We start from the raw sequence: 24521 nt of genomic DNA on the forward strand, positions 1-24521 counted from the left end.
TGCGGTCAGCTCTGGTCCGCCACGAAGGAGGCCATGCGGGCCAGTGCGGCGTTCCAGTTGATGGTGTGCTCGTTGGTCGACCAGGACTGGATGTCGTCGATGAAGCAGAACTGGGCGACGCAGCCCTGGAGTTTGCTCTGTGCGTAGGGGTCCTGGATGTTCGAGTTCGGCCCGCCGGACAGGGTGCCGTCGGGCGGGGCCGGCAGCGCCGGGTCGAGCTGCTTGGCGTACCAGCGGCTGTGCTGGTTGTGCGCGTTGACCTCGCCGTAGCCGGTGACGTACGACATGTTCAGCGCGTTGCGGCCCAGGATGTAGTCCATGCTCTGCAGGGCGCCGTCACGGTACTTGGAGCCGCCGGTGATGTCGTAGGCGGTGGCGAGGACGACCGCGTTGTTGAGGATCTGATGGCTGGAGCCCCAGTCGTAGACGTTGTCCTCGGGGGCGTAGGGCATGCCGTAGGGATGCGCCTTGAGCGTGGCCAGGTACTGGTCGGCGCCCTGGACGACGGAGCGGCGTACCTGGTCCCGGCCGGGGAGCCGGCTGGGCACGGTCGCGAGGTCCAGCCGGGCCGCCGCCGCGGTGCGGGCCCAGTCGAAGCCGAGCGGGCCGAAGATGTCGGCGGTGTGGACCGGGGAGTCCAGCACGTACTCCTTGAAGTCCCGCTCCCCCGTCGTCAGGTACAGCTCGGCGGCGGCCCAGTAGAACTCGTCCTCGACCTGGCCGTCCGGGTAGGCCCCGCCGCCGATGCCGTCGCTCTCGTCGGCGAGCACGTCCGGGTGGGCCAGCGCCGCCGCCCATGCCGTGCGGGCCGCGTCGAGTGCCTTCGCGGCGAACTCCCGGTCGTAGGGGCGGTAGAGGCGGGCCGCCTGGGCCGCAGTCGCCGCCAGGTTGAGGGTGGCCGCGGTGGTCGGCGGGTGCAGTTCGCGCTTCTGCGGGTCGTCGCTGGGCAGCAGCGGCAGTCCGGTCCACGCCTCGTCGTGGATCTTGTGGTGGGCCATGCCGGCCAGCGGCTGCCCGTCCGGCACCTGCATCTTCAGCAGGAAGTCCAGCTCCCAGCGGACCTCGTCGAGGATGTCCGGCACCTTGTTCCCGCTCTCCGGGATGTCGAGCGTGCCGTCGCCGAGCTTCGAGGGCTCACCGGTGCGGGCGTGCAGCGAGCGCTCGTAGGTGCTGAGCAGCTCCCAGGTGGAGATGCCGCCGTTGACGACGTACTTGCCGTGGTCGCCGGCGTCGTACCAGCCGCCGGAGACGTCGAGGGTGTAGTCGCAGACGCCGGGCTGGCAGGGCACCTCGGTGTCGCCCTGGTTGGGTGCCACGCCCACGTGTCCGGCCGGGCGGGCGTAGCCGGGGCGCAGGTCGCCGCTGATCGGGGTGCCGCTGCGCTGTGTGTAGTAGTACTTCGCGGAGTCGGTGCGCAGCCGCTCGTAGGCGGCGGTGCCGATGTCGAACGGGCGGCTGGTCTCCCCGTCGGCGACCAGCGTGTAGCCCTCGCCGCGCTTCTTGTGGCGGCCGAAGTCGATCGAGTGGACGTTCTGCCCGGAGGAGGCGTCGACGCCGCGCGGCTTGCTCCAGCCGTGGGCGACGACCCGGCCGCCGTCGTCCTTGAGCTGCCAGGGCAGGCGCGAGGTCGCGTCGGTGACCAGCGTGGCGTTCTTCGGGCCGGACGGCAGGTAGCCGACCTGGTTGACCCGGACCCGCGGCCCCGTGTCCGGCACGTACGGCTCGGGCGCCACACCGCCCAGCAGGGACACGTCGTCCACGCAGAACCGCCAGGGGTCGGGGGTGCCGCCGAGCTGGAAGCCGACCTGGCCCTGGGTGGTGTCGACGGGTGAGGTGAAGGTGTACGAGTAGGTGTTGCCGGAGACGCTCAGCTGCGGGCTGACCTCGTGGTAGGTGTCGTACGGGGACACCGACAGGCCCACGATCGCCCGGACCACGTGGTCGGCGGGCGTGCCGGTCGCGGTGAAGGAGAACCTGTACGACTCCCCCGCGACCAGGGTGATGTCGTTCTGGCCGACGGCCGCGTCCCAGCGGTTGGCGGTGCCGCCGGGGGCGTCGGCGCACAGCCGGCCGTCGGACACGCCCGCGGTGACGTTGCTGCTCGTCCACCAGGACTCGGTGCCGTTGTCGAAGGTGCCGTTCTTGACCTGCTCGGTCTCCTCGGCTCCGGCCGGGGCGGCGGGCAGCGCGGTGACGGCCGCCGCCAGCAGCGCGGTCAGGGAGACGAGCGCGGTTCTGCGTTTTCTCACGTCTGGGCTCCTCGGGGGAGGTGCGGATGGCGCTCACGTCGAGGGAGGCGTCGAATGGGAGCGCTCCCAAAAGCGGTCGCAGCCATGCTTGTGGCAGACATGACACGCCGTCAACGGTCCGGACGGGACTGGTTCCCGTCCGGACCCCGCGCGACGGCTCAGGCGACGGGCGCCTCCAGGCGGCTGATGCGGATCGCGCCCTTCGGCTCACCGGGGTGGCGGCTGGTCAGCGTGAGGCGGACCCGGGAGCCGCGCACCGGCTCGAAGGTGATGAGGGTGGGCACGTCGGACGCGGCGGCCCAGTCGGTCCGCGCCCCCTCGGCCGCGCGCCAGGCGCGGCCGTCCCAGACGGCGACCTCGACCGTGGCGGGCGGGCTGTGGGTGGCGTCGACGGTGAAGGAGACCTCGATCCGGTCGTAGGTGCGCCCGCGGCCGTGGTCGACCGAGACCCAGTCCTCGGCGCGGGCCCCGTCGAACGCGGGCAGCAGGGCGGTGGCCGCCTTGTGGAAGCCGTTGGACCAGCCGGTCGCCGGGTCGCCGTCGAGCATGGCGGCGGGGAGCGTGTCGGGGCGGCCGGAGTAACTCGCGTCCGCGTGCGGGAGGTCCGGGGGCGCCGGGTGCTCGGGCCGGAACTCCGCGGCCGGTGTGGTGGCGCGGGACGCGGCCCGGCGGGCGCGCACGGTCGCCGTGTCCGTACACAGCCCGTCCGCGCGGGCGGTCACCCGTACGGTGCCCGGCCGGGTGCCGGACCGCACGATGGCGAGGGCCTTGCCGTGGAAGGCGGTGCGGGTGCTGGCCTGGTAGCGCTCGGCGCTCTCCTGGCGGCCGTTGTCGAGTCCGGCGAGGGAGCCGCCCGCGACGTCGAAGGAGATGAGGTGTTCGGCGCCGGGGACCACCACGCCGCGCCGGTCGACCACCTCGGCGGTCACGAAGACCAGGGAGCGGCCGTCCGCGGCGACGCTGTCGCGGTCCGGGGTGAGGCGTACGGCGTGCGGCGCCCCCGCGGTGCGCAGGACGTCGGTGGCGACCGCCCGGCCGGCCCGCCGGGCGACGGCCTTCAGTTCGCCCGCCTCGAAGGGCACCTTCCAGGTCAGGTGGAGCTTGCCCGCGCTGCCGTTCGGGCTGGTGTAACTGCCGGGGTAGGGGCCGTCGGTGAAGGTCTTGTCGTCGCCGGTGGCCTCGGTGGTCTCCAGGTAGGTACGGCCGTCGACGGTCTTCTTGGTGTCGAACGTACGGGTACCGAGGGACCTGCCGTTCAGGAACAGTTCGACGGTGTCGACGTTGGCGTACGCCCAGACCTCGACCGGGTCGCCCTCGCGGTGGTTCCAGGTCGTCGGCAGCAGGTGGACCATCGGCTCGTCCGTCCACTGGCTCCGGAACAGGTGGTACATGTCCTTCGGGAAGCCGGCGGTGTCGACCGCGCCGAAGAAGGACGCCTTCACCGGGAAGACGTCGTACGGCGTCGGCTCGCCGATGTAGTCGATGCCGGACCACAGGAACTGGCCGGCGAACCACTTCCGGTCCCGGTCCTTCTTGTGGCCGTACTCGCCGCTCATGGTCCAGGAGGCGAGGTTGTTGTCGTAGGACGAGGTGGCCCGCTTCCCGGGCGTCTGGTTCTCGCCGGTGTTGAGGTGTTCCGGTTCCTGGTAGGTGCCGCGCGTGGAGGTCTCGGACGACGACTCGGACTCGAAGAGGAAGAGGTGCGGGTAGGCCGCGTGCAGGTCGTCCACCGACTTGGCGGTGTTGTAGTTGAGGCCGAGTCCGTCCAGCTTGGCCAGCATCAGGTCGGCCGCGGAGCCCTTGGCGGGCATCCGGCGGTACTTGTCGGAGCCGATGACCAGCGGGCGGGTGTCGTCGGCGGCCCGGATGGCGTCGATGACCCGGTCGGCCATGGCGAGTCCGGCGGTGGAGGTGGAGTCGGGGACCTCGTTGCCGATGGACCACATCACCACGGCGGGCGAGTTGCGGGCCGCCAGCACCATCTCGGTGGCGTCCTTCTCGCACCACTCGTCGAAGAACCGGCCGTAGTCGTAGCGGTTCTTGCCGGTGCGCCAGCAGTCGAAGGCCTCCACCAGCATCACGATGCCCATCTCCTCGCAGACCTCGATCATCTCGGGCGCGGGCGGGTTGTGCGAGGTGCGGAAGGCGTTGACGCCCATCGACCTCATGATGGTCATCTGGCGACGGATCGCGTCGATGCTGACGGCGGCGCCGAGCGCGCCGAGGTCGTGGTGCAGGTCGACGCCCTTGATCTTGGCGTACCGGCCGTTGAGGTGGAAGCCCTCCTCGGGGTCGACGTGGCAGGTGCGGACGCCGAACGGGGTGCGGTAGGTGTCGACGGTCCGGCCGCCGACGCGCAGTTCGGTGTGCAGGGTGTAGCGGTGCGGGGTCGCGAAGTCCCACATCCGCGGGCGGGTGACGGTGAGTTCGTGGACTTCGTTCGTCTCTTCGGCGACGCGGGCCGTGGAGGCGGCGCGGGCCACGGTGCGTCCGTCCGCGTCCTTGACCGCCGACCTGATCTCGACCTCGCGCGCGGTGCCCGACGCGTTCACGACGGACGTCTCCACTCGGACGACGGCGCGCTCCTCGCTCACCTGCGGTGTGGTGACGTACGTGCCCCAGCGCCGTACGTGCACCGGTTCGGTGACGACGAGGCGGACCTCGCGGTAGATGCCGCTGCCGGAGTACCAGCGGCTGCTCGGCAACCGGTTGCGCACCTGGACCGCGAGGACGTTCTCGGTGCGGCCGTCGGTGTGCACCAGGTCGGTGAGATCGAGGGCGAAGCCGGTGTAGCCGTAGGGGTGGCGTCCGGCCTCCCGGCCGTTGCAGTGGACGCGGGAGTCCATGTAGACGCCGTCGAACTCGACCGATATCCGCTTGCCGGCGAAGGCGGGCGGCAGGGTGAACGCGAGGCGGTACCAGCCGAGGCCGCCCGGCAGGAAGCCGGTGCCGCTGGTGGTGCCGTGCTCGGTGGTGGGCGTCTGTTCGATGCTCCAGTCGTGCGGTACGGCGACCTCGCGCCACGCCGAGTCGTCGTACGCGGGGTCCGCGGCGCCGGTGGAGTCGTCGGCGGAACCGTCGGGGTCGACCAGCAGGAAGCGCCAGCCGTCGAGCAGGGGGATGGTGCCGCGGCCCGCGCCGCTCTCCGTGGCGTCCGCGGCCCACGCCGACGGGGCGCCCAGCACCGCCCCGGCCGCCGGGGCGGCGGCGGAGGCGATCAGAACCGATCTGCGCGTGACCGTCATGGCGGATCTCCCTCATCAAGCTCATCAGAACTCAGAAGTACTCACAACTGATCGGGAACAAACAGATTCTGACGTCGTGCCACACGTGGCCGTCAAGACCACGGAAAGCTCTTTCTGTCCCGGGCGGCCCGGCCGTTCGGCGGCCCCCGCGTCCCCGGGGCGATCGCGGGCCCGGTGGTTCGGGTCCGCGCGGGGCCCGGACGCACTAGGCTGGGACTCAGGTGACGCGCTGTTCACTGAGGGTGTGCGCAATGGAGTGGCGACGATGAGTCCGGTCAACCCGTTCGACGATGCCGCCACGGCCCGCGCAGTCGTCGACGACTCCGGCACCCTGCTGGAGTGGAACGAGGGCGCCGGCCTGCTGCTGGGTCATCCCGCCGCCGAGGTCGTGGGGCGCCCCGCCGCCGGGCTGCTGGCCGACGGCGGCGACGGCACTCCCCCCGGGCCGGGCGACGAGCACTGGCACGGCACCCTGGCGCTGCGGCACCGCGACGGGCACACCGTGTCCGTGTGGGTGCTCGCCCACCGCAGACCGTCGCAGGACGGCGCACCTCGCACGTGGCTGGCCGTCGCCCCCTTGGAGCGTGGTCCCGACCCGGCGGACGACCCGCTGGTCAGAGCCGCTCTCACCCAGGCCCCCTGCGCCATGATGATCTTCGACGACCGGCTCCTGCTGCGCGGTGTCAACGACGCCATGGCGCAGCTCGTCGGGCTCCCGCCCGACCGCCTCCGCGGTCTGCGGGCCACCGACATGAGCGGCCGGCCGCAGAACGCGGAACTCGAACGTCACATGCGGCGGGTACTGGCCTCCGGCCACCGGTACGACATGCAGGCCCATCTCAGGGCCGTCGGCGAGAGCCGCGCCCACGCGTGGAACGCCCGTATCGCGCCGCTCACCGACGCCGGCGGCCAGGTCCTCGGCGTGTGTGTGAGCGTCCACGACCTCACGGAGCAGCACCTCGCCCGGGAGCGGCTGCAGCTGGTCAACGAGGCCAGCGTGCGCATCGGCAGCACGCTCGACGTGACCCGTACGGCCCAGGAGCTGGCGGACGTGTGCGTGCCCGCGCTCGCCGACTTCGTGAGCGTCGACCTGCTGGACCCGCTCGAACACGGCGGTGAGCCCGCCACCGTGCTCGAGCCGCCGGTCGGCCTGCGCAGGACGGCCTACCGGTCGGTCGCCCCGGGCGGCCCGGAGGCGGTGGCCGAACCGGGACAGCTGGACGTCTACCCGGCCGGCTCGCCCCAGGCCGAATCCCTGCTCTCGGGGCAGGCGATCGTCGCCGCGGACGCCTTCGGCGACCTCGAACGGTGGCTGGAATGGGACCCCGTCCGCCTGCGGCGGGTCAGGGAGTACGGCATTCACTCCACGATGTCCGTGCCGCTCCAGGCCCGCGGCACCACCCTCGGCGTCGCGGTCTTCACCCGGTTCCGGCAGCCCTACCCGTTCACCCACGACGACGTGCTGCTGGCCGAGGAGGTTTCGGCCCGCGCCGCCGTCTGCATCGACAACGCCCGCCGTTACTCCCGTGAGCGCGAGGCCACGCTGACCCTGCAGCGCAGTCTGCTCCCGCGCTGGCTGCCGCCCACCGCCGCGGTGGAGGCGGCCTCCCGCTACCTCCCGGCGGCCCGTTCGGGGGTCGGCGGCGACTGGTTCGACGTCATCCCGCTGTCCGGGATGCGGGTGGCCATGGTCGTCGGGGACGTCGTCGGCCACGGCATCCAGGCCTCGGCCACCATGGGCCGGCTGCGCACCGCCGTCCGCACCCTCGCCGACATCGACCTGACGCCCGACGAGCTGCTCACCCACCTCGACGACCTGGTCGTCCGGCTGTCCGAGGAGTCCGGCGACGACAGCGCGGGCGAGGTCGGCGCCACCTGCCTGTACGCGGTGTACGACCCGGTGTCGCGGCGTTGCTCCCTGGCGCGGGCCGGGCATCCGCCGCCCGTCCTCGTCCCGCCGGACGGCCCGCCCCAACAGGTCGAGCTGCCCTCGGGTCCCCCGCTGGGCGTGGGCGGGCTGCCGTTCGAGTCCGCCGAGCTGGAGCTGCGCGAGGGCAGCGTGCTGTCGTTCTACACCGACGGGCTGGTCGAGAGCCGGGAGCGGGACGCCGACGCCGGTCAGGCGCTGCTGCGCGAGGCCCTGGCGGCCCCCGCCGAATCGCTGGACGCGACGTGCGACCGGGTGCTGAACGCGCTGCTCCCCTCGGGCAGCGCCGCCGACGACGTGGCGCTGCTGCTGGCCCGCACCCGGGGGCTGCCCGCCGGCCAGGTCGCGACCTGGGACATTCCGGCCGACCCGTCGCTGGTCTCCCCCGTCCGCAAGCAGGTCGTCGAGCAGTTGTCCGCCTGGGCCCTGCTGGAGGCGTCCTTCACCGCCGAACTGGTCGTGAGCGAGCTGGTCACCAACGCCATCCGGTACGGCTCCCCGCCCATCCGGCTGCGGCTGATCCACGACACGGCCACGCTGATCTGCGAGGTCTCCGACACCAGCCACACGGCGCCGCATCTGCGCCGGGCCAAGACCTGGGACGAGGGCGGCCGCGGACTGCTGCTGGTGGCCCAGCTCACCCAGCGCTGGGGGAGCCGGCACACGACCGAGGGCAAGACGATCTGGGCGGAGCTGGGGCTGCTCGACGAGGAGTGAGCCGCAGGCGTGAGCCGGGAGCGTGAGCCGCAGGCGTGAGCCGGGAGCGTGAGCCGCAGGCGTGAGCCGCAGGCGTGAGCCGGAGGACCGCGCCGGATGAGCGCACCCCATCTACGGAGTGCGCTCGTCGTTTCCCGGCCCGCGCGGCGGGACACTCGAAGGCACAGGGCGTACGGTGCCGCCGCACAGGCGGCGGACCGTGCGCGAGACCGACGGGAGTGTGGAGAAGCCATGGCGAACACGTCCCAGCCCGGACACCGCACCGCCCTGCTGGCGAGCGCGATCGCGCTCCTCGGCCTGGTGAGCGCCTGCGGCAGCGAGAGCGGCACGTCGAGCGCCCCACAACCCACCGAGGCCCCGCGCACGACCAGTCCGGACACCGGTGCGTCCACCGCCACCGCGGTCACCACCGCGCCCAGCGACACCGCCGGATCGGCCTCCGCCTCCGCCCGCACCGACGGCCGCTGCCACACCTCCGAGCTGCGCGCCGCCGTCGGCCGCGTCGACCCCGGCGCCGGACAGCGGAACTTCCCGATCGTGCTGACCAACACCTCCGACCGCACCTGCACCCTGTACGGATATCCCGGCGCCGCCTTCGTCGACGCGTCCGGCAAGCAACTGGGCCCGGACCCCGAACGCGCGCCCTCCTCCCCCCGGACGGTCACGCTGAGCGCGGGGAAGAGCGCGTGGGCCGGGCTGTCGTTCTCCAGCCCGCAGATCAGCGGCGCCCGCACCGCCACCCCGGCGGCGCTGCTAGTCACCCCGCCGGACGAGCGGGACCCGATCAAGGTCGAGTGGAAGGCCGGCGAGGTCCCGGTGGGCGGCGACGAGTCGTCGGTGTCCGTCACCGCCCTGGAGCCCGGGACGGGTCCCTGACACGTCGAGCCGGGTATCAGTGCCCGGCGATCGGGTGCGGCGCGTAGGGCCGCTCCAGCTCCTCGATCTCCTTCTCACCGAGCGTCAGTTCGACCGCCGCCACGGCGTCCTCCAGGTGCCCCGGCTTCGACGCGCCGATGATCGGCGCGGTCACCGTGTCCTGGTGCAGCAGCCAGGCGAGAGCCACCTGGGCGCGCGGCACACCGCGGTCACCGGCGATGCGCGTGACGGCCTCGACCACGGCACGGTCGCCCTCCTGGTAGAGAGTGCTGCCGAAGTTGTCGGTGGCGCTGCGCTCGGTGGCGGTGTCCCAGTCCCGGGTGAGCCGGCCGCGGGCGAGCGGGCTCCAGGGCAGCACGCCGACGCCCTGGTCCGCGCAGAGGGGCAGCATCTCGCGCTCCTCCTCGCGGTAGACGAGGTTGTAGTGGTTCTGCATGGACACGAACTTCGTCCAGCCGTGCCGCTCGGCGGTGTACTGCATCTTGGAGAACTGCCAGGCGTACATCGAACTGGCCCCGATGTAGCGGACCTTGCCCGCCTTCACCAGATCGTGCAGGGCCTCCATCGTCTCCTCGACCGGCGTGTGCGGGTCGAAGCGGTGGATCTGGTAGAGGTCGACGTAGTCGGTGCCCAGGCGCTCCAGGCTGTGGTCGATCTCGGTCATGATCGCCTTGCGGGACAGTCCGGCGCCGTTGGGCCCGGGCCGCATCCGGCCGTTCACCTTGGTCGCGAGCACGATGTCGTCCCGGCGGGCGAAGTCGCGCAGCGCCTTGCCGACGATCTCCTCGCTGGTGCCGTCGGAGTAGACGTTGGCCGTGTCGAAGAAGGTGACGCCGGCCTCCAGCGCCTGCCGGATCAGCGGGCGCGAGGCCTCCTCGTCGAGGGTCCACTCGTGCGTGCCACGGCCCGGATCGCCGTAGGTCATGCAGCCCAGGCAGATCCGCGACACGTCCAGGCCCGTCGAGCCGAGCTTCACGTACTGCATCGTTGCTGCTCCTGTCTTCGGGATCATCAGTACCAGGGGCGAGCGTACGTCTTCGTGCGGGCTCGAAGCCGGGGCGGGTCAGCGCTGTTCGAGCAGGTCGAGCGCCCGCTCCCAGGCGAACTCCGGGCGACCGCCGTCCTCCCCCGCCGCACCGGCGTACGGGTCGCCGAAGCGCACGCCCATCCCGCGCAGCCGGGTCAGGCTCTCCCGGTACGCGGGGTGGGAGGCCAGCGCGTCGGCCACGCACGGCAGGACGGCGACGGGGACGCCCAGGCCGCAGGCCTCGCACAGGGTGGCGACGGCGAGGGTGTCGGCCAGGCCGGCGGCCCATTTGTTGACCGTGTTGAAGGTGGCGGGCGCGACCACGACGGCGTCCGGCGCCGGGAAGGGCCGCGGATCGCCGGGGCGGCGCCAGGCCGAGCGGATGGGGCGGCCGGTCTGTGCCTCGACGGCGGCGGTGTCGAAGAAGCCGTCCATGGCGACCGGGGTCGCGAAGACGCCGACCTCCCAGTCACGCTCCTGCGCGGCGGTGATCAGCTTGCTGACGCCGGAGGCCACGCCCGCGGCGCAGACGACGACGTAGAGAAAGGGCTTCGCCGGCTTCTCGGATTCCTCGGCGTTCCGGACCTGTTCGCTCACCCGGGAACCCTACTGAACGGGCCGCGGGCCGTGGATGCGGCGGTCCGACTCCGTGATGGCCACGTCGTTGATGCTCGCCTCCCGCCGGGTCATCAGGCCGTGCTCGTCGAACTCCCAGAGTTCGTTGCCGTAGGAGCGCCACCACTGGCCGTCGGCGTCGCGGGACTCGTACTGGAAGCGGACGGCGATGCGGTTGCCGTCGAAGGCCCAGAGATCCTTGCGCAGCGCGTACTCGAGTTCGCGCGCCCACTTGGCGGTCAGGAACTCGACGATGGCGGCACGGCCGGTGAGAAAGGTGTCGCGGTTGCGCCAGACCGAGTCCTCGGAGTAGGCGAGCGCGACCTTGTGCGGGTCGCGGGTGTTCCACGCGTCCTCGGCGGCCCGCACCTTGCGGGCGGCGGTTTCCCGGGTGAACGGCGGCAGGGGCGGGCGGTCGGTGGTCATGGCCGAACCTCCGTGCGGAGAAGTGGAGAACGGGTGTTCTCTGCGTGCTGGCTGCTACCGTATGAGAACGCCCGTTCTCTGGTCAAGGAACGCATCGAGGCACACGTCGGGGAAGAGGTCTCCATGGACAGCGAGGTCGCCCGGGAACGGGCTCTGGACGCGGCGGAGCGGCTCTTCTACGGGCGGGGCGTCCAGGCCGTCGGCATGGACGACGTCCGCGGCGACTCCGGTGTCTCGCTCAAACGCCTCTACCAGCTGTTCCCGGCCAAGGAGCAGCTCGTGGTGGCCTACCTGGAGCGGCGCGACGTGCGCTGGCGGGAGCGGCTGGCCGCACACGTCGACCGGTACGAGGAGCCCGGCGCCCGGATTTTGGCCGTCTTCGACTGGCTCGGGCAGTGGTTCGCCGAACCGGACTTCCGCGGCTGCGCGTGGATCAACGCGTACGGCGAACTGGGGGCCACCTCTGCTCCGGTGGCGGACCGGGTGCGGGCGCACAAGGGCGCTTTCCGGGAGTTCCTCGACGGCCTGGCGGCGGGCGCGGGACTGCCGGCCGCGGTGGGCGGGCAGCTGTTCCTGCTGGCCGAGGGCGCCATGGTGACGGCGGGCGTCACGGGCGGCGCGGAACCTGCCCGGGCGGCACGCGAGGCGGCGCGGGTACTGCTGCTGGGTGCCGCCGGGGCGGATACCCCGGCGGCGGACGCCGGCGGTGTCAGCCCACCGCCTGCGACACGGTGATGGCTCCGACGGGGCAGGCCCGGGCCGCTTCGCGCACCAGTGCGCTGCCGCCGCCGTCCTCCCGGCCGGGCCGGACCGTGCTGTAGCCGTCGTCGTCCTGGGTGAACACGTCCGGTGCGGTCAGCGCGCACTGGCCCGCGCCGATGCAGGTGTCCTTGTCGATGCCGATGTGCATGTCGGGAGCCTCCTACCAGGCCACGGGGAGTTCCAGCATCCCCTGGATCGTGTCGCCGGGTTTGAAGGGGATCTCCTCCGCTGGGGCGGCCAGGCGCAGCGAGGGCAGCCTCTCGAAGAGCGTGTGCAGGGCGATCTCCAGCTCCGCGCGGGCCAGGTTCTGGCCGAGGCACTGGTGGATGCCGAACCCGAAGGCGACGTGGTGGCGGGCCGGGCGGTGCCAGTCGAGGGCGTCCGGGTCGGGGTAGACGGTCTCGTCGCGGTTGATGACGGAGGTCGAGAAGACGACCCCGTCACCGGCCCGGATGGTCTGCCCGTCCACCTCGATGTCCTCGGTGGCCAGCCGCAGCAGCCCGTCCGCGATGGACAGGACGCGCATCAGTTCCTCGACCGCGCCGGGCAGCAGAGCGGGGTCCTCGCGCAGCTCGGCCAGGCGGCGGGGGTTGCTCAGGAGGGTGTAGGTGCCGAGCGAGATCATGTTGGCGGTCGTCTCGTGGCCGGCGACCAGCAGGATGACCGCCAGCGCGACCAGCTGCTCGCGGTCGACGGCGCCCTCGCTCAGCTGATGCCGGACCAGGTCGTCCAGCAGGCCCTCGCCGGGTGTCCCGCTCTTGCGGTCGATCAACTCGCCCAGATACGCCTCCAGTCGGTCGCGGGCGTCCTGGGTGTCGGCGGGCCGGGGCCCGCGCAGCAGGCGACGGGACTGTTCCTCGAAGAAGTCGTGGTCGGCGTAGGGGACACCGAGCAGCGCGCAGATCACCATCGAGGGGACGGGCAGCGCGAAGTCCGTCACCAGTTCGGCGGGCGGGCCCTGCGCGATCATCGCGTCGAGCCGTTCGTCCACGATCCGCTGGATCCGCGGGCGCAGGGCGGTGGCGCGTTTGAGGGTGAACTCGGGGAGGACCATCCTGCGCTGGGCGCGGTGTTCGGGGTCGTCGACACCGAGCAGGGCGGTCCTGCGATCGCGTACGGCGGCGAGGCGCGCCGAGGTGGCGGGGAAGCCGTCGCGGGTGCGGTCGGTGGACAGCCGCTGGTCGGCCAGCAGCCTGCGGGCGGCGGCGTGTCCGGTCACCAGCCAGGCCGGACGGCCGTCGAAGAGGGTGATCCGGGCCAGCGGCCGGGCGGCGCGCAGCGGGTCGTAGGCGGCGGGTGGGTGGTAGGGACAGGTCCGGTCCCGCGGGAAGGCGACGGGTTCCGTCGCGCCCCCGCCCGGCGTCGTGTGCGTGTCCGGCGTGGTGTGCGTGTCCGTCATGGAAGACCTCGCAGACGAAGAGTGCCTCGTGCCGATCTTCATTAGATGCCCCGGGCACCTATACGGCGACGCCAAGTTCGGCCAGATCGGTGGCGGGAGCGCACTGGCCGGGGATCGTCGGAGATCGGCGGGCTGGACGGGGTACGGATGGATCCTGCACCGGCCGGTGTTGCACCACGGTGTCAGTCAGCCGTACGACACGACGATGGGACGGAAGCCATGCCTCTTGAGGGCGAGTACGAACCCAGCCCGACGCAGTGGGTGCGCGAGCAGGTGGAGCTCTACGAGAGCTCGGGCGGCACGAAGGGCCTGACCCTGTTGGACACGGGGATGCCCGTCATCGTGCTGACCACGCGGGGCGCGCGGAGCGGCAAGCTCCGCAAGACGCCGCTGATGCGCGTCGAGCACGAGGGCCGTTACGCCGTGGTCGCCTCGCTGGGCGGGGCGCCCAAGCACCCGGTCTGGTACCACAATGTGAAGGCCGATCCCCATGTGGAACTCCAGGACGGCCCGGTGAAGCGGGACATGACGGCCCGTGAGGTCACCGGCGCGGAGAAGGCCGAGTGGTGGGAGCGTGCCGTCGCGGCGTATCCGCCGTACGCCGACTACCAGAAGAAGACGGACCGGGAGATCCCGGTCTTCGTCCTGGAAGTGGCCGACGGGAGCTGAACCCGGCGGCCAGAAGTTTCCCGGATCCGCGTGCATGGACCGACGCCGACCGGGAACACGTCGTTCAGGCCCCGCCGCGTTCCCCCGTCGCGGCGGGGCTTTCGGCTGCCTCCCGCGCGGGCCGGTCGGTGACGTCGAGGAAGATCTGCCTCGCCTCGGGAACGGTGCGTGCGATCGACCTCTTGATGCGTACGGCGACCTCCTCCACCCGCTCGCTGTCGAGGCCCGGGACCAGGTCGATGCGGGCGGCCACCAGGGTGGAGTCGAGCCCCGTCTTCATGGTGAACAGCGCCTCGACGCTGTCGATCTCCGGCTGTGCCCGCAGCAGTGACCGGATCCGGCCGCTGGCCTCCGGGTCGGCGGCCTCGCCGATCAGCTGGTCGCGGGCCTCGCGGCCCAGCCGGTAGGCCACGAACACGAGCAGCGCGCCGATGGCGAGCGAGGCGCAGGCCTCCCACACCACCTGTCCGGTCACCATGTGCAGGACCATGCCGGTCATGGCGAGGGTCACGCCGAGCACCGCGGTGCCGTCCTCGGCGACGACCGTGCGCAGGGCCGGGTCACGCAGCCCGGTGGCGATTCCGCCCTGGCCCCGCACCTGGTGCAGGGCCCGCAGCAGGGAGCCGCCCTCGGCGAGCAGGGCGACACCGAGCACGATCAGTCCGGCGACGTAGCCGCTCAGCTCCTCCTGGCCGCCGGTGCGCAGGGCCTCGACGCCCTGGAAGAAGGAGAAGCAGCCGCCCATGACGAAGATGCCGACGGCCGCCAGGAGCGACCAGAAGAATCGTTCCTTGCCGTAGCCGAAGGGGTGGCGCCGGTCGGCGGGGCGGCGGCTGCGGCGCAGGGCGGCGAGGAGGAAGACCTCGTTCATGCTGTCCGCCGCCGAGTGCGCCGCCTCCGACAGCAGCGCGGGCGATCCCGCGATGAAACCGCCCACCGCCTTGGCGACGGCGATCACCAGGTTGGCCGCCAGGGCCACCAGCACGGTGACGCGCGTCCTGCGGTCTGCCTTCCCGTCGGCCTTCCCGTCGGCCTCGCGGTCGGGGCCGCGGTCGGCGTCGATGTCGGTCTTCCGGTCCTGCTTCTCTTCCGAGGCTGTCCCATACACGAGGGGCCGAATGCCCCCGGCCGACGCGGGTCACACCCCCTTGTGGGTGGCCCACCAGTGCCGACGGCCGAAAACGGGGAACGCGTCCACCAGGGCACACGAACGACGGGAAGGCAGACCCATGAGCGGTGACGACGGGACGCCCGGCAACAGCGGCTACGGCAGGAAGGCGTTCAAGCGGTCCAAGAGCCACTTCGCGGACCGGATCACCGCGGACGGCCGGGACGGGTGGCCGGTGGCACCCGGCCGGTACCGGCTGGTGGTGAGCCGTGCCTGTCCGTGGGCGAGCCGCGCCCTGGTCTCGCGGCGGCTGCTCGGTCTGGAGGCTGCCCTGTCCCTGGCGATCACCGACCCCGTCCAGGACGACCGCAGCTGGCGCTTCACCCTGGACCCGGACGACCGCGACCCGGTCCTCGGCATCCGCTACCTCAGCGAGGCCTACGACCGGCGCGAGACGGGTTACCCGGGCGGGGTGAGCGTGCCGGCGGTCGTGGACGTACCCAGCGGGAAGCTGGTCACCAACGACTACCAGCGGATCACCCTCGACCTCGCGACCGAGTGGACGTCCCTGCACCGGCCGGGCGCGCCCGACCTGTATCCCGACGCCCTGCGCGACGAGATCGACGAGGTGATGGCGGGCGTCTACGAGGACGTCAACAACGGTGTGTACCGGGCAGGCTTCGCCACGGGCCAGGAGGAGTACGAGGCCGCGTGCGCGGGCGTGTTCCGGCGCCTGGAGCGGCTGACGCCCCGGCTGGAGCGGCAACGCTATCTGGTCGGCGACACGATCACCGAGGCGGACATCCGGCTCTTCACGACGCTGGTCCGTTTCGACGCCGTCTACCACGGCCACTTCAAGTGCAACCGCTGGAAGCTGACGGAGAACCCGGTGCTGTGGGGGTACGTCCGCGATCTGTTCCAGACGCCCGGCTTCGGCGACACCGTCGACTTCGACCACATCAAACGCCACTACTACCAGGTGCACACCGGCATCAACCCGACCGCCGTCGTGCCCCTGGGCCCGGACCTGTCCGGCTGGCTCACGCCCCATCACCGGCAGGAACTGGGCGGCCGGCCGTTCGGCGACGGCACACCGCCGGGGCCGGTCCCCGCCGACGAGGCGGTTCCGGTGCGGGGCAGGCCCTGACCGTACGACCGACCCCGCCACCGATTCACTCACCGAGCCAAAGGAGATCCACGTGGCCAAGAAGAAGAAGCAGAAGCTCCCCCTCGCCTACAAGCCCGTCGGCTTCGCGCTGGGCTGGGTGGGCGGCACGCTGGCCGGGCTGGCGTTCCAGAAGACGTGGAAGGTGATCCGGCACGAGGACGACGCGCCCGACGCGCTGGACCCGGACCGCGGCTGGGGGGAGATCCTGCTCGCCGCCGCGATCCAGGGCGCCATCTTCGCCGCGGTGCGCAGCGCCGTGGACCGGACGGGAGCCAAGGCCATCGAACGCTCGACCGGTGTCTGGCCGGCCGGCGGGAAGGGCGGACGCGACTGACCGCACGGGGCCCCGCCCCCTCCCCCGTCACCGACGGCACCCGGCAGGCAGTGGCTAGCCCTGCTTGGGTGCCGTTTGTGCGGTGCGGCGCAGGGTGAAGGAGTGACCCGCCGGGTCCGAGTAGCCGCGCTCCTCATGCACCCCGAGTGCGTCCTTCGCCTCCACCGGACGCCCACCGAGTTCGACGACACCGCGTTCCGCCTCGTCCAGGTCGTCCACCCAGAAGTCCAGATGGGCCTGGAGGGAGTTCTCGGGCCGGGGCCAGCTCGGCGGGGTGGCGTTGACGTCCCGCCGGAACGCCATACGGAAGCCGTCGGCCGACCTGATCTCGATCCGGTTGGCGGTCGCGTCGGTCCCTTCCGCTCCCAGCAGCCCCTTGTAGAACTCGGCGAGCTTCTCGGGCTCGGCGCAGTCGAGCACCACGACGCCCGCGTTGACCAGTGCCATGTCTCCTCCGAAGGATTCCGGGCGCGGGGCGTTCGTGCCCCGCGCCCTGTACCTTGCGGATATCCCGGCCCGGCCGATTCACTCGGTCGGCAGCCACCGGCCGTCGCGCATCAGTTCGCGCCCCTCGATCTCGTTGGCCTCGCGCCACGCCTGGATCCGCTGCGGGTGGATACGGAAGTACAGGTAGGGCGTGGCGAGCGCGCGCGGGTCGAAGCCGGTCTTGGCGGCGAACAACTCGGCGTCCTGCTCGGTCAGTTCGACGGGCTCCACGGTCTCGACGGTGCCCTCGACCATCACCACGTCACGGGTCGGTCCGATGCCGACGCGCGCCCGCCCGCTCGCCGCCAGGTTCCGGCCGGTGGGACTGGCGGCGGGGGTGGAGAACAGCAGGTAGGAGCCGTTCCAGAGGAAGGACAGCGGCACGAGGTACGGCATGCCGGACGCGCCGTCGGCCGTGGCCACCCAGGCGTCCTCGTCGTGTTCCAGGCGGTGCAGGGTGTCGTGCTTGCGCTGTTCGGCGCTGCGGGCGGGTGACCGGGTCATCGGCGGACGGCCTCCTGATACGTCGTCATGATCGGGGCTACCGATGGTGCCACGAGGCACGAGCAGTAACGGAGATCACGAACGGGCGCCGTGTAGATCATTTGGGGTCGGGGCAGCCTCGTATCGCTTCTCGGTTCAACTTTCGGATCGGGAAGCCCAGTTCGAGTGCGCGGGTGGCCCGGTGGCCGCCCGCTCGCAGGGCCGGGGGGACTCTGCGCTTCGTCTCCCGAAAGGAAGCACATGTCTCAGGACGTCCGGTTCGACCTCCCCTTCGACACTCCCGTCAGCCCGTATCTCGCCCATGCGCGGGACCGTCATCTGCGCTGGGTGCGCGAGCGGGGGCTGGTGCGCAGCCGGGCCGGATTCGAGGAGTACCAGTCGTGGGACCTCGCTCAGGCCGCGGCCCGTACCTATCCCCACGCGTCGGCGGACGACATGGTCGTCCTGATGAACTGGTTCTCCCTCGCCTTCCTCTTCGACGACCAGTTCGACGCCGGCCGGCCGGACCGCGCGGAGCGCATAGCCGAGGTGGCGCGCGAACTCATCGCCACCCCGCTGCGCCCGGCGGGCACCCCGCCGCGGGTGGAATGCCCCATCACGCTGGCCTGGGCGGAGGTCTGGGCCAGTCTCTCGGATGGCATGTCCCTGACCTGGAAGTCGCGGTTCGCCGCTTCCTGGGGGCGCTTCCTGGTGGCGCACTGCGAGGAGGTCGACCTGGCCGCCCACGGCCGGGCCGGGACGCTCGGACTCGACGACTACACCGTCTTCAGGCGCCGTACGGTCGGCATCCACCACAGCATCGACGCGGGTGAGCGCAGCCGGGGCTTCGAGGTGCCGGCCGCGGCGATGGCGCATCCGCTGATGGAACGGATGCGGGACCTGGCCGCGGACACCATCGGGTTCATGAACGACATCCACTCCTTCGAGCGTGAACGCCGCCGCGGGGACGGCCACAACCTCATCGCCGTCCTGCGCCGGGAGCGGGACTGCTCGTGGCGGGAGGCCGCCGACGAGGCGTACCGCATGACGACCGGCTGCCTCGACGCGTACGTCGCCCTCGAGGCCCGCGTACCGATGATGTGCGGCGAACTGGGTCTGGACGCGGACGAACGGGCCCGGGTGGCGATGGGCGTGGAGGCCATCCAGCACTGGATCAACGGCAACTACGAGTGGGCGCTGACCACCGGCCGGTACGCGGCGGTCAAGGAGGGCCCGGTGGCCACCGCCGAACTGGCCGGGCGGGGATCGGTGGACGACCTGCTGACCGTGTGAGGCGAGCGCGCCGCCCGGCCGGACGCTCCGGCCGGGCGGCGGCGCCGCGGTAAGCGGTCCGCGCCGGCGGACCCTGTACGGCGAAGCGGACCCTATACGGCGAACTCGACCGGCAGGCTGTCCAGCCGTGACTCCCAGGTGGAAGCCGTGGAGGTCAGCTCGGCCGGGGGAACGGCCAGGCGGAGCCCCGGCAGGCGGTGCAGCAGGACGTCGACGGCCGTCTCGATGATGGCCTGGCCGATGTTCTGCCCCGGGCATTCGTGCGGGCCCGCGCTGAAGGCGAGGTGCGAGGCGTTGCCCTGGACCGAGACGGCGGTGTCGGGGCGGATCTCGGGGTCGTGGTTGCCGGCCGCGAGGCCCAGCACGAGCAGGTCGCCCTCCTTGACCGGGCAGCCGCCGAGTTCCAGGTCGGCGGTGGCGAAGCGGCCCGGCAGCACGGCGAGCGGCGGGGAGTTCCACATCACCTCCTCCACGAGCGTGGACAGGTTCAGCTGGCCGCTCACCAGTCCGGAGAGCCAGGAGGTGTCGGTGAGCAGGAGCTGGAGCGCCCGGGCCAGCAGGTTGCTGGTCGTGGTGTGGGCGGTGATCAGCACCAGGCGCAGATGGTTGACGATCTCGTCCTCGTCCAGGCCGGCGTGGTGCTCGATGAGGCCGGAGGTGAAGTCGGACCCGGGCTCCTGGCGCTTGCGCGCGGCGAGTTCGCCGAGGATGCCCATGATGCGCTCGTTGTGCGTGAGGGCGTCCGCGCCGCCCTTGATCACCTGCTTGCTGGACTCGGCGAGGCTGCGGCCCTCCCGCTCGGCGAGCCCGAAGACGCGGGTGAGGACCAGCATGGGCAGGTACTCGGCGAAGTCGGCCACCAGGTCGGCGCGGCCCGCGTCGGCGAACGCGTCGATCTGCTTGTTGGCGAAGTGCGTGGCGTGCCGGCGGATGCCCCGGCCGGCCACGGCGTACAGGTTGTCGGTGACCGCCCCGCGCAGCCGGCGGTGCGGTTCGCCGTCCTGGGAGACGCAGTCGGGACGCCAGCCCACCATCTGCATCAGCGGGGATGTCGCCTCGACGCGGCCGTCCCGGAAGTCCCGCCAGATCCGCGAGTCGCGGCTGAACTGCAGGGGGTTGTCCAGCACCCGCCGGACCTCCCGGTACCCGAGCACCAGCCAGGCGGGGACGTCGCCCTCCAGCAGCACCGGTGCGACGCTGCCGTGTTCCTTGCGGAGCCGCGTGTAGATGTCGTGCGGGTCGGTGGCCGCCTCGGGGCCGTAGAGCCGGGTGGCGTCCTCGCCGTGGGCGACGGGGCAGCCGCCGCCCGTGGGGCCGGACGGGGTCTGGTCGTCGTTCATCGGGGCTCCAGTGCGGCGGCCGAACGGTCCTTCAGGTGCCGTATCAGGGTGACGAGCACGTCGCGGCTGGCGGTGCGGTCGCGGGCGTCGAAGGAGACGACGGGCGTGTGCGGCGGGATGTCGAGGGCGTCCCGGATCTCCTCGACGGGGTAGTCGCGGGAGTCGGGGAAGACGTTGAGCGCGATGACGAAGGGGACCTTCTGCCGCTCCATCTCCTCGATCGCCCGGAAGCTGGAGGCCAGCCGCCGGGTGTCCACCAGGACGACCGCGCCGAGCGCGCCCTTGAACAGGCCGTTCCACAGGAACCAGAATCTCTCCTGGCCCGGGGTGCCGAACAGGTACAGCATCAGCGTGTCGTTGAGGCTGATCTTGCCGAAGTCCAGGCTGACGGTGGTCTGCGTCTTGTCGGCGACGCCGATGAGGTGGTCGACGTCGGCGCTGGCCTGCGTGAGGGTCTCCTCGGTGGTCAGCGGCTTGATGTCACTGACGGAGCGGACCATGGTGGTCTTGCCCGTGCCGAAGCCGCCGGCGATCATCACCTTCACCGAGCGGGTGTCCCCGGCCGTCGGTGACCCCGGACGGTCAAAGCCTTTCAAGTCCACTGAGTACCTCCTCAAGGAGCGCGAGGTCGGGCCCGCGGCCGGCGTCGTGTGCCGGGATGGGATCACGGGCTTCGACGCGGCCTGCCTGGAGCAGGTCGGACAGCAGCACCGCGAGAATGTTGAAGGGCAGGTCGAGGTGGGCGCCGAGTTCGGCCACCGACAGCGGTTCGCGGCAGCGCCGGAGGATCTCCTCGTGCTCGTGCTGCATGCCCGGTAAGGGGGCGGCGCGGGAGACGACGAGGGTCGCCACGTCGAGGGTCGAAGCCGAACCGCCCGGCCCGCTGCGCCCTCCGGTGAGGACGTAGTAGCGCTCGAGCCCGGACGGATCGGTCGGTCGGCGGGGAGCACTCATCCAGAGTGCTCGTCCTGGCGCGGAGTGGTGCCGAGGAGTTCACCCATCCTGCGGGCCAGGTCGCGCATCTGATGGCCGAGCAGGCCCTGGTCGAGGCCTTCGCGGGCGAGGACGCCGAGATACGTCTCCAGGCCCGCGCGGACGACGAAGAGGTGTCCGCCGTCCACCTCGATCATCGCCAGCCGCAACTGCCCCGCGTGCTGCGGGAACTGCTCGGCGACCGGCTGGGCCAGGGCCTGCAGTCCGGCCACCACGGCGGCGAAACGGTCCACGTCGTCGGGGTCTTCGGCCCCGTAGGAGGTGATGGCCTTGCCGTCGCTGGAGGCCACGAGGGCGAAGCGGATCTCCTGGATGCTCTCCACAAGGTCGCGGAGCGCCCAGCTCACGTCGGTTCCCTGGTGCGTCATGGGGACTAGTCGCTCTCTTCAGTGCGTTGCTCGGTGGACGCGCCACCGGTGGTCGGGTCACGGACGTCGGCGGTCTCCGGTGGCGGGGAGACGCCGGTCACCGCGCCGGGGTCGCGTCCGGCGGTGGCGAACGCGGCCAGGCCGGCGAAGGAGGCGTCCGGCGGGACGGGTGGGACGGCGGGGGCGGCGGGGAGGGCACCCCGTTCGGCCGGATCGGTCCGGTCGGCGTGCGCGGCCGGGCCGGGGGCCGGGGCCTGCCCGGCTGCCGGATCGCCTCGCCTGCTCCGGCGCCGGGGCAGGCCGCCCGGCGTGGTCTCCTCGGAGCCGGTGCCGCCGCCGGTGGGGGCCGGGACGGTGGCGGGCGCCGGTGCCGGGGCCGCGGGGGCGGGTGCCGCCTTGGCCGCCTGCGGGGCCTGTGGGACGGCGGGGGCGGTGGCGGCCGCCGGCAGCGGACCGAAGTACTTGTGCGGTACAACGACTACGACAGACGTACCCAGCCACGGCGAGTCGGCGAAGGTGACGCGGATGCCGTAGCGGCGCGCCAGGGCGCCGACGACGCGGAGGCCGATGTTGGCGTCCTCCGAGATGCCGCCGAGGCCCGGGCCGGGCGAGGTGCCGGCGAGGGCGTGTTCGGCCTCGCGCTTCTTCTCCTCGCTCAGGCCCTTGCCGGAGTCCTGGATCTCGATGCCGACGCCGTTGGGGACCTCCTTGCCCGAGACGACCACCGGCTCGGTGGGCGGCGAGTAGCGCGCGGCGTTGTCCAGCAGGTGGGCGAAGACCAGCGTGAGGTGGTCCACCAGACCGCCGTCGACGCCGAGCTCGGGCAGATGACGCAGCTGGACGCGGTGGAAGTCCTTGATCCGGCCGATGCCGCCACGCATCACGCTCAGCAGGCGCTGCGGCTCCTGCCACTGCCGGCCCGGGCGGTCGGACCCGCCGAGCACCCCGATACTGGCGGCGAGGCAGTCGGCGGGGCCGATGGCCTGGTCGAGTTCCATCAGGCCCCGGGCGACGGCCGGCAGCCGTCCGTGTTCGCCCTGCATCTCGTGGAGCCGACCGCGGAGTTTGCTGGTCAGGACGTGGATGCGGTTGCCCACGCCGATGACCGCCTGTTCGGCGGAGGTCGAGCGGTCGAACTCCGCCTCGACGCCGATCAGCGCGGTCCTGAGCACCTTGCGCAGTTCGGCCTGGAGGTCGGCACCGACCTTGGCGCACTGCTCGACGGTCGGCAGGATGTCGTCGATGGCGTCACCGGCGCGCAGCCTGCGCATCGCGTCGGGCAGCTGCTCGTCGGCGAGCCGGGAGACCGCGGCCAGCTGGTGACTCAGCTGCTCCCGCCGGGCCTCGTCCTGCTCGGCGAGGCGGGTCTCGTACGTCGTGGCCTGCTCGGTCAGCCGGTCCTTGTAGGCCCGGTCGTGCTCCGTCAGCCGCACCTCGTACGTCTGTGCCTGCTCGGTGAGCTGTGCGTCCAGCCCGGCGCGCTCGGCGGAGAACTTGCGCTCCAGACCGGCCACGTGCCGCTGCCACTGCTGGGAGTGCTCGGCCTGCGCGGTGCGATGGGCGTCCTCGGCCCGGCGCAGCTGTGCCCGGGTACGCAGGAGGAGGCGTACGCACACGGTGCCGGCCGCCGTCGCCACCACACCGGCGACGGCCGCGGTTATTCGCTCCGAGCTCATGAACGTGGCGGCCACCGTGCCGCCTCCCAGGCCGAGCGGCATCAGCCACCAGCTGTACCAGGCGCCAGGGGCCCGCGCCGCCGGTGGCGGAGTGGCGAGTTCCATCTGCATCCTTCGAACCAGAACGATCGAACATGGGGGGTGTGCAAGGGGAGGTGTGCAAGGGGACCGCACTCATGAGTACGCACCGTGAGTCGACCCGTCGCGATCGCGTCAACTCGCAGCGCCGTCAGGGAGCTTATCGGTTGGGAAGCACAAAAGATCAATTCCACGGCCCCGCGGAAGTGAGGATTCCGTCACGCTCCGCCAGCGGATGAACGCACTGTTTCCCCGACGTGGCGGAGCGAGGCAAGCTGGGTGACCATGAGCGACGTGAACACCATGCGAGCCATCAGCCAGGACGTCCTCGGCGGTCCCGAGGTCTTGAAGGAAGTACGGCCCGAGCGGCCCGAGCCGCGCCCGAACGAGGTGCTGGTACGGGTGCGTGCCGCCGGAGTGAACCCGACCGACTGGAAGCACCGGGCGAACGGCGGCTTCCTCGGCGAACCGCCCTTCGTACTGGGCTGGGACGTCTCGGGCGTCGTGGAGGCGGCGGGGATCGGCGTCGCCGCCTTCCGGCCCGGCGACGAGGTCTTCGGCATGCTGTCCTACCCGTTCGGCCACGGCTCCCACGCGGAGTACGTCACCGCGCCCGCGCGCGCCTTCACGCACAAGCCGGCCGGGATCGACCACGTCCAGGCGGGCGCGCTTCCCCTGGTCTCACTGACGGCGTGGCAGGCGCTGGTGGAGCGGGCGGACGTCCAGCCGGGACAACGGGTGCTGATCCACGCGGCGGCCGGCGGCGTCGGTCATGTGGCGGTGCAGATCGCCAAGGCGCTCGGCGCCCACGTGATCGGCACCGCCAGCGCGGGCAAGCACGAGTTCCTGCGCTCCCTCGGGGCGGACGAGACGGTGGACTACCGGGAGACCGACTTCGCCGAGGCCGTGAAGGACGTCGACGTCGTCCTGGACACGATCGGCGGCGACACGTCCCTGCGGTCGCTGCGCGTACTGCGCCCGGGCGGGGTGGTGGTCTCGATCCTGCCGGTCGGGTCGGACGAGTTCTACGAGGAGGCCGAGCGGCTGGGCGTGCGTGCGGTGCGGATGCTCGTGGACGCCGACCGGGCCGACATGCGGCAGATCGCCGCCCTGGTCGAGTCGGGGAAGCTGCGGGCCACGATCGCGCGGACGTTCCCGCTGGCGGAGGCGGCGGAGGCACACGCGCTCGGCGAGACCGGCCGCACCACGGGGAAGCTGGTCCTCGTGGTCGACTGAGCGACCGGGTGTGAGATTTCGATGACATATGTCAATCGAACATGCT

At 71.9% G+C, this 24521-nt stretch carries 23 protein-coding genes; 8 read left to right on the forward strand and 15 right to left on the reverse strand.

Annotated features, from left to right (window positions below; translation table 11 throughout):
* Positions 1-5 precede the first annotated feature (5 nt).
* The gene (locus RI578_RS03415; protein WP_310869641.1) at positions 6-2249 is read right to left on the reverse strand and encodes a glycoside hydrolase family 9 protein; all 2244 of its coding nucleotides are present in this window, start codon (positions 2247-2249) and stop codon (positions 6-8) included.
* A gap of 158 nt (positions 2250-2407) precedes the next feature.
* Complete coding sequence (locus RI578_RS03420; RefSeq protein ID WP_310869642.1) at positions 2408-5494, reverse strand: glycoside hydrolase family 2 TIM barrel-domain containing protein; 3087 nt, start codon at positions 5492-5494, stop codon at positions 2408-2410.
* Between the two features lie 265 nt (positions 5495-5759).
* On the opposite strand from RI578_RS03420, the gene RI578_RS03425 reads away from it, so the two are divergent.
* Positions 5760-8138 carry a SpoIIE family protein phosphatase gene (locus RI578_RS03425; RefSeq protein ID WP_310869643.1) on the forward strand — a complete coding sequence of 793 codons (2379 nt, stop codon included), beginning with the start codon at positions 5760-5762 and terminating at the stop codon, positions 8136-8138.
* A 231-nt stretch (positions 8139-8369) separates the two neighbouring features.
* Positions 8370-9014, forward strand: a complete 645-nt coding sequence (locus RI578_RS03430; protein ID WP_310869644.1) for a DUF4232 domain-containing protein — start codon at positions 8370-8372, stop codon at positions 9012-9014.
* Positions 9015-9030: 16 nt separating this feature from the next.
* Here RI578_RS03430 and RI578_RS03435 read toward each other — a convergent pair whose 3' ends face one another.
* The 3 genes from RI578_RS03435 to RI578_RS03445 form a co-directional block, all read right to left on the reverse strand.
* Positions 9031-9999: an aldo/keto reductase gene (locus RI578_RS03435; protein WP_310869645.1), complete on the reverse strand. Its 969-nt coding sequence runs from the start codon at positions 9997-9999 to the stop codon at positions 9031-9033.
* Between the two features lie 78 nt (positions 10000-10077).
* Positions 10078-10638 (reverse strand): flavoprotein, encoded by a 561-nt coding sequence (locus RI578_RS03440; RefSeq protein ID WP_310869646.1) that lies wholly within the window; start codon positions 10636-10638, stop codon positions 10078-10080.
* A gap of 9 nt (positions 10639-10647) precedes the next feature.
* Positions 10648-11082 (reverse strand): nuclear transport factor 2 family protein, encoded by a 435-nt coding sequence (locus RI578_RS03445; RefSeq protein ID WP_310869647.1) that lies wholly within the window; start codon positions 11080-11082, stop codon positions 10648-10650.
* Between the two features lie 123 nt (positions 11083-11205).
* On the opposite strand from RI578_RS03445, the gene RI578_RS03450 reads away from it, so the two are divergent.
* Complete coding sequence (locus RI578_RS03450; RefSeq protein ID WP_310875651.1) at positions 11206-11817, forward strand: TetR/AcrR family transcriptional regulator; 612 nt, start codon at positions 11206-11208, stop codon at positions 11815-11817.
* Here RI578_RS03450 and RI578_RS03455 read toward each other — a convergent pair.
* Both RI578_RS03455 and RI578_RS03460 read right to left on the reverse strand, forming a co-directional pair.
* The gene (locus RI578_RS03455) at positions 11792-11992 is read right to left on the reverse strand and encodes a ferredoxin (protein WP_310869648.1); all 201 of its coding nucleotides are present in this window, start codon (positions 11990-11992) and stop codon (positions 11792-11794) included. The two genes, RI578_RS03450 and RI578_RS03455, sit on opposite strands and share 26 nt — an antisense overlap.
* 12 nt (positions 11993-12004) lie before the next feature.
* Positions 12005-13243: a cytochrome P450 gene (locus RI578_RS03460; RefSeq protein WP_310869649.1), complete on the reverse strand. Its 1239-nt coding sequence runs from the start codon at positions 13241-13243 to the stop codon at positions 12005-12007.
* Between the two features lie 219 nt (positions 13244-13462).
* Here RI578_RS03460 and RI578_RS03465 point away from each other — a divergent pair, with 219 nt between their 5' ends.
* On the forward strand, positions 13463-13912 hold the full coding sequence (locus tag RI578_RS03465) for a nitroreductase family deazaflavin-dependent oxidoreductase (protein ID WP_310869650.1): 450 nt from the start codon (positions 13463-13465) through the stop codon (positions 13910-13912).
* Between the two features lie 64 nt (positions 13913-13976).
* Here the strand turns inward: RI578_RS03465 and RI578_RS03470 are convergent, their stop codons facing one another.
* Complete coding sequence (locus tag RI578_RS03470; RefSeq protein WP_310875652.1) at positions 13977-14975, reverse strand: cation diffusion facilitator family transporter; 999 nt, start codon at positions 14973-14975, stop codon at positions 13977-13979.
* 166 nt (positions 14976-15141) lie between these two features.
* Between RI578_RS03470 and RI578_RS03475 the strand changes: the two genes are divergently transcribed.
* Together RI578_RS03475 and RI578_RS03480 are read left to right on the forward strand one after the other, a co-directional pair.
* Positions 15142-16167 (forward strand): glutathione S-transferase C-terminal domain-containing protein, encoded by a 1026-nt coding sequence (locus tag RI578_RS03475; RefSeq protein WP_310869651.1) that lies wholly within the window; start codon positions 15142-15144, stop codon positions 16165-16167.
* Between the two features lie 52 nt (positions 16168-16219).
* Positions 16220-16522, forward strand: coding sequence for a DUF4235 domain-containing protein (locus RI578_RS03480; protein WP_121745504.1), 303 nt, complete (start codon positions 16220-16222; stop codon positions 16520-16522).
* A 54-nt stretch (positions 16523-16576) separates the two neighbouring features.
* On the opposite strand, the gene RI578_RS03485 is transcribed toward RI578_RS03480, so the two are convergent.
* Together RI578_RS03485 and RI578_RS03490 are read right to left on the reverse strand one after the other, a co-directional pair.
* Positions 16577-16969, reverse strand: a complete 393-nt coding sequence (locus RI578_RS03485) for a VOC family protein (protein ID WP_310869652.1) — start codon at positions 16967-16969, stop codon at positions 16577-16579.
* A 78-nt stretch (positions 16970-17047) separates the two neighbouring features.
* Positions 17048-17512 carry a pyridoxamine 5'-phosphate oxidase family protein gene (locus RI578_RS03490; protein WP_310869653.1) on the reverse strand — a complete coding sequence of 155 codons (465 nt, stop codon included), beginning with the start codon at positions 17510-17512 and terminating at the stop codon, positions 17048-17050.
* 240 nt (positions 17513-17752) lie between these two features.
* Here RI578_RS03490 and RI578_RS03495 point away from each other — a divergent pair, with 240 nt between their 5' ends.
* Positions 17753-18784, forward strand: coding sequence for a 7-epi-alpha-eudesmol synthase (locus RI578_RS03495; protein WP_310869654.1), 1032 nt, complete (start codon positions 17753-17755; stop codon positions 18782-18784).
* Between the two features lie 92 nt (positions 18785-18876).
* Here the strand turns inward: RI578_RS03495 and RI578_RS03500 are convergent, their stop codons facing one another.
* From RI578_RS03500 to RI578_RS03520, 5 genes are read right to left on the reverse strand one after another with little or no spacing between them, the layout of a single operon-like run.
* On the reverse strand, positions 18877-20124 hold the full coding sequence (locus RI578_RS03500) for a cytochrome P450 (RefSeq protein ID WP_310869655.1): 1248 nt from the start codon (positions 20122-20124) through the stop codon (positions 18877-18879).
* Positions 20121-20726 carry an ATP/GTP-binding protein gene (locus tag RI578_RS03505; protein WP_310869656.1) on the reverse strand — a complete coding sequence of 202 codons (606 nt, stop codon included), beginning with the start codon at positions 20724-20726 and terminating at the stop codon, positions 20121-20123. Before RI578_RS03505 ends, RI578_RS03500 begins: the two co-directional genes overlap by 4 nt.
* Positions 20707-21078, reverse strand: a complete 372-nt coding sequence (locus RI578_RS03510; RefSeq protein WP_310869657.1) for a DUF742 domain-containing protein — start codon at positions 21076-21078, stop codon at positions 20707-20709. Before RI578_RS03510 ends, RI578_RS03505 begins: the two co-directional genes overlap by 20 nt.
* Entirely contained in the window at positions 21075-21485 is a 411-nt protein-coding gene (locus RI578_RS03515; protein WP_310869658.1) for a roadblock/LC7 domain-containing protein, read from the reverse strand. Before RI578_RS03515 ends, RI578_RS03510 begins: the two co-directional genes overlap by 4 nt.
* 5 nt (positions 21486-21490) lie before the next feature.
* Positions 21491-23266, reverse strand: coding sequence for an ATP-binding protein (locus tag RI578_RS03520; RefSeq protein ID WP_310869659.1), 1776 nt, complete (start codon positions 23264-23266; stop codon positions 21491-21493).
* A 258-nt stretch (positions 23267-23524) separates the two neighbouring features.
* On the opposite strand from RI578_RS03520, the gene RI578_RS03525 reads away from it, so the two are divergent.
* Positions 23525-24475 (forward strand): NADP-dependent oxidoreductase, encoded by a 951-nt coding sequence (locus RI578_RS03525; RefSeq protein ID WP_310869660.1) that lies wholly within the window; start codon positions 23525-23527, stop codon positions 24473-24475.
* Positions 24476-24521: the final 46 nt, after the last annotated feature.

Origin of the sequence: Streptomyces sp. BB1-1-1 (assembly GCF_031597775.1) — a bacterium.
GTDB lineage: Bacteria > Actinomycetota > Actinomycetes > Streptomycetales > Streptomycetaceae > Streptomyces > Streptomyces thinghirensis.

What these genes read in the sequence shown, in the direction of transcription:
- RI578_RS03520 (WP_310869659.1), bottom strand. Translation starts at nt 23,266, where the DNA reads ATGGAACTCGCCACTCCGCCACCGGCGGCGCGGGCCCCTGGCGCCTGG.
- RI578_RS03515 (WP_310869658.1), bottom strand. Translation starts at nt 21,485, where the DNA reads ATGACGCACCAGGGAACCGACGTGAGCTGGGCGCTCCGCGACCTTGTG.
- RI578_RS03460 (WP_310869649.1), bottom strand. Translation starts at nt 13,243, where the DNA reads ATGACGGACACGCACACCACGCCGGACACGCACACGACGCCGGGCGGG.
- RI578_RS03445 (WP_310869647.1), bottom strand. Translation starts at nt 11,082, where the DNA reads ATGACCACCGACCGCCCGCCCCTGCCGCCGTTCACCCGGGAAACCGCC.
- RI578_RS03425 (WP_310869643.1), top strand. Translation starts at nt 5,760, where the DNA reads ATGAGTCCGGTCAACCCGTTCGACGATGCCGCCACGGCCCGCGCAGTC.
- RI578_RS03525 (WP_310869660.1), top strand. Translation starts at nt 23,525, where the DNA reads ATGAGCGACGTGAACACCATGCGAGCCATCAGCCAGGACGTCCTCGGC.
- RI578_RS03455 (WP_310869648.1), bottom strand. Translation starts at nt 11,992, where the DNA reads ATGCACATCGGCATCGACAAGGACACCTGCATCGGCGCGGGCCAGTGC.
- RI578_RS03500 (WP_310869655.1), bottom strand. Translation starts at nt 20,124, where the DNA reads ATGAACGACGACCAGACCCCGTCCGGCCCCACGGGCGGCGGCTGCCCC.
- RI578_RS03495 (WP_310869654.1), top strand. Translation starts at nt 17,753, where the DNA reads ATGTCTCAGGACGTCCGGTTCGACCTCCCCTTCGACACTCCCGTCAGC.
- RI578_RS03450 (WP_310875651.1), top strand. Translation starts at nt 11,206, where the DNA reads ATGGACAGCGAGGTCGCCCGGGAACGGGCTCTGGACGCGGCGGAGCGG.
- RI578_RS03485 (WP_310869652.1), bottom strand. Translation starts at nt 16,969, where the DNA reads ATGGCACTGGTCAACGCGGGCGTCGTGGTGCTCGACTGCGCCGAGCCC.
- RI578_RS03490 (WP_310869653.1), bottom strand. Translation starts at nt 17,512, where the DNA reads ATGACCCGGTCACCCGCCCGCAGCGCCGAACAGCGCAAGCACGACACC.
- RI578_RS03430 (WP_310869644.1), top strand. Translation starts at nt 8,370, where the DNA reads ATGGCGAACACGTCCCAGCCCGGACACCGCACCGCCCTGCTGGCGAGC.
- RI578_RS03465 (WP_310869650.1), top strand. Translation starts at nt 13,463, where the DNA reads ATGCCTCTTGAGGGCGAGTACGAACCCAGCCCGACGCAGTGGGTGCGC.
- RI578_RS03420 (WP_310869642.1), bottom strand. Translation starts at nt 5,494, where the DNA reads ATGACGGTCACGCGCAGATCGGTTCTGATCGCCTCCGCCGCCGCCCCG.
- RI578_RS03510 (WP_310869657.1), bottom strand. Translation starts at nt 21,078, where the DNA reads ATGAGTGCTCCCCGCCGACCGACCGATCCGTCCGGGCTCGAGCGCTAC.
- RI578_RS03435 (WP_310869645.1), bottom strand. Translation starts at nt 9,999, where the DNA reads ATGCAGTACGTGAAGCTCGGCTCGACGGGCCTGGACGTGTCGCGGATC.
- RI578_RS03475 (WP_310869651.1), top strand. Translation starts at nt 15,142, where the DNA reads ATGAGCGGTGACGACGGGACGCCCGGCAACAGCGGCTACGGCAGGAAG.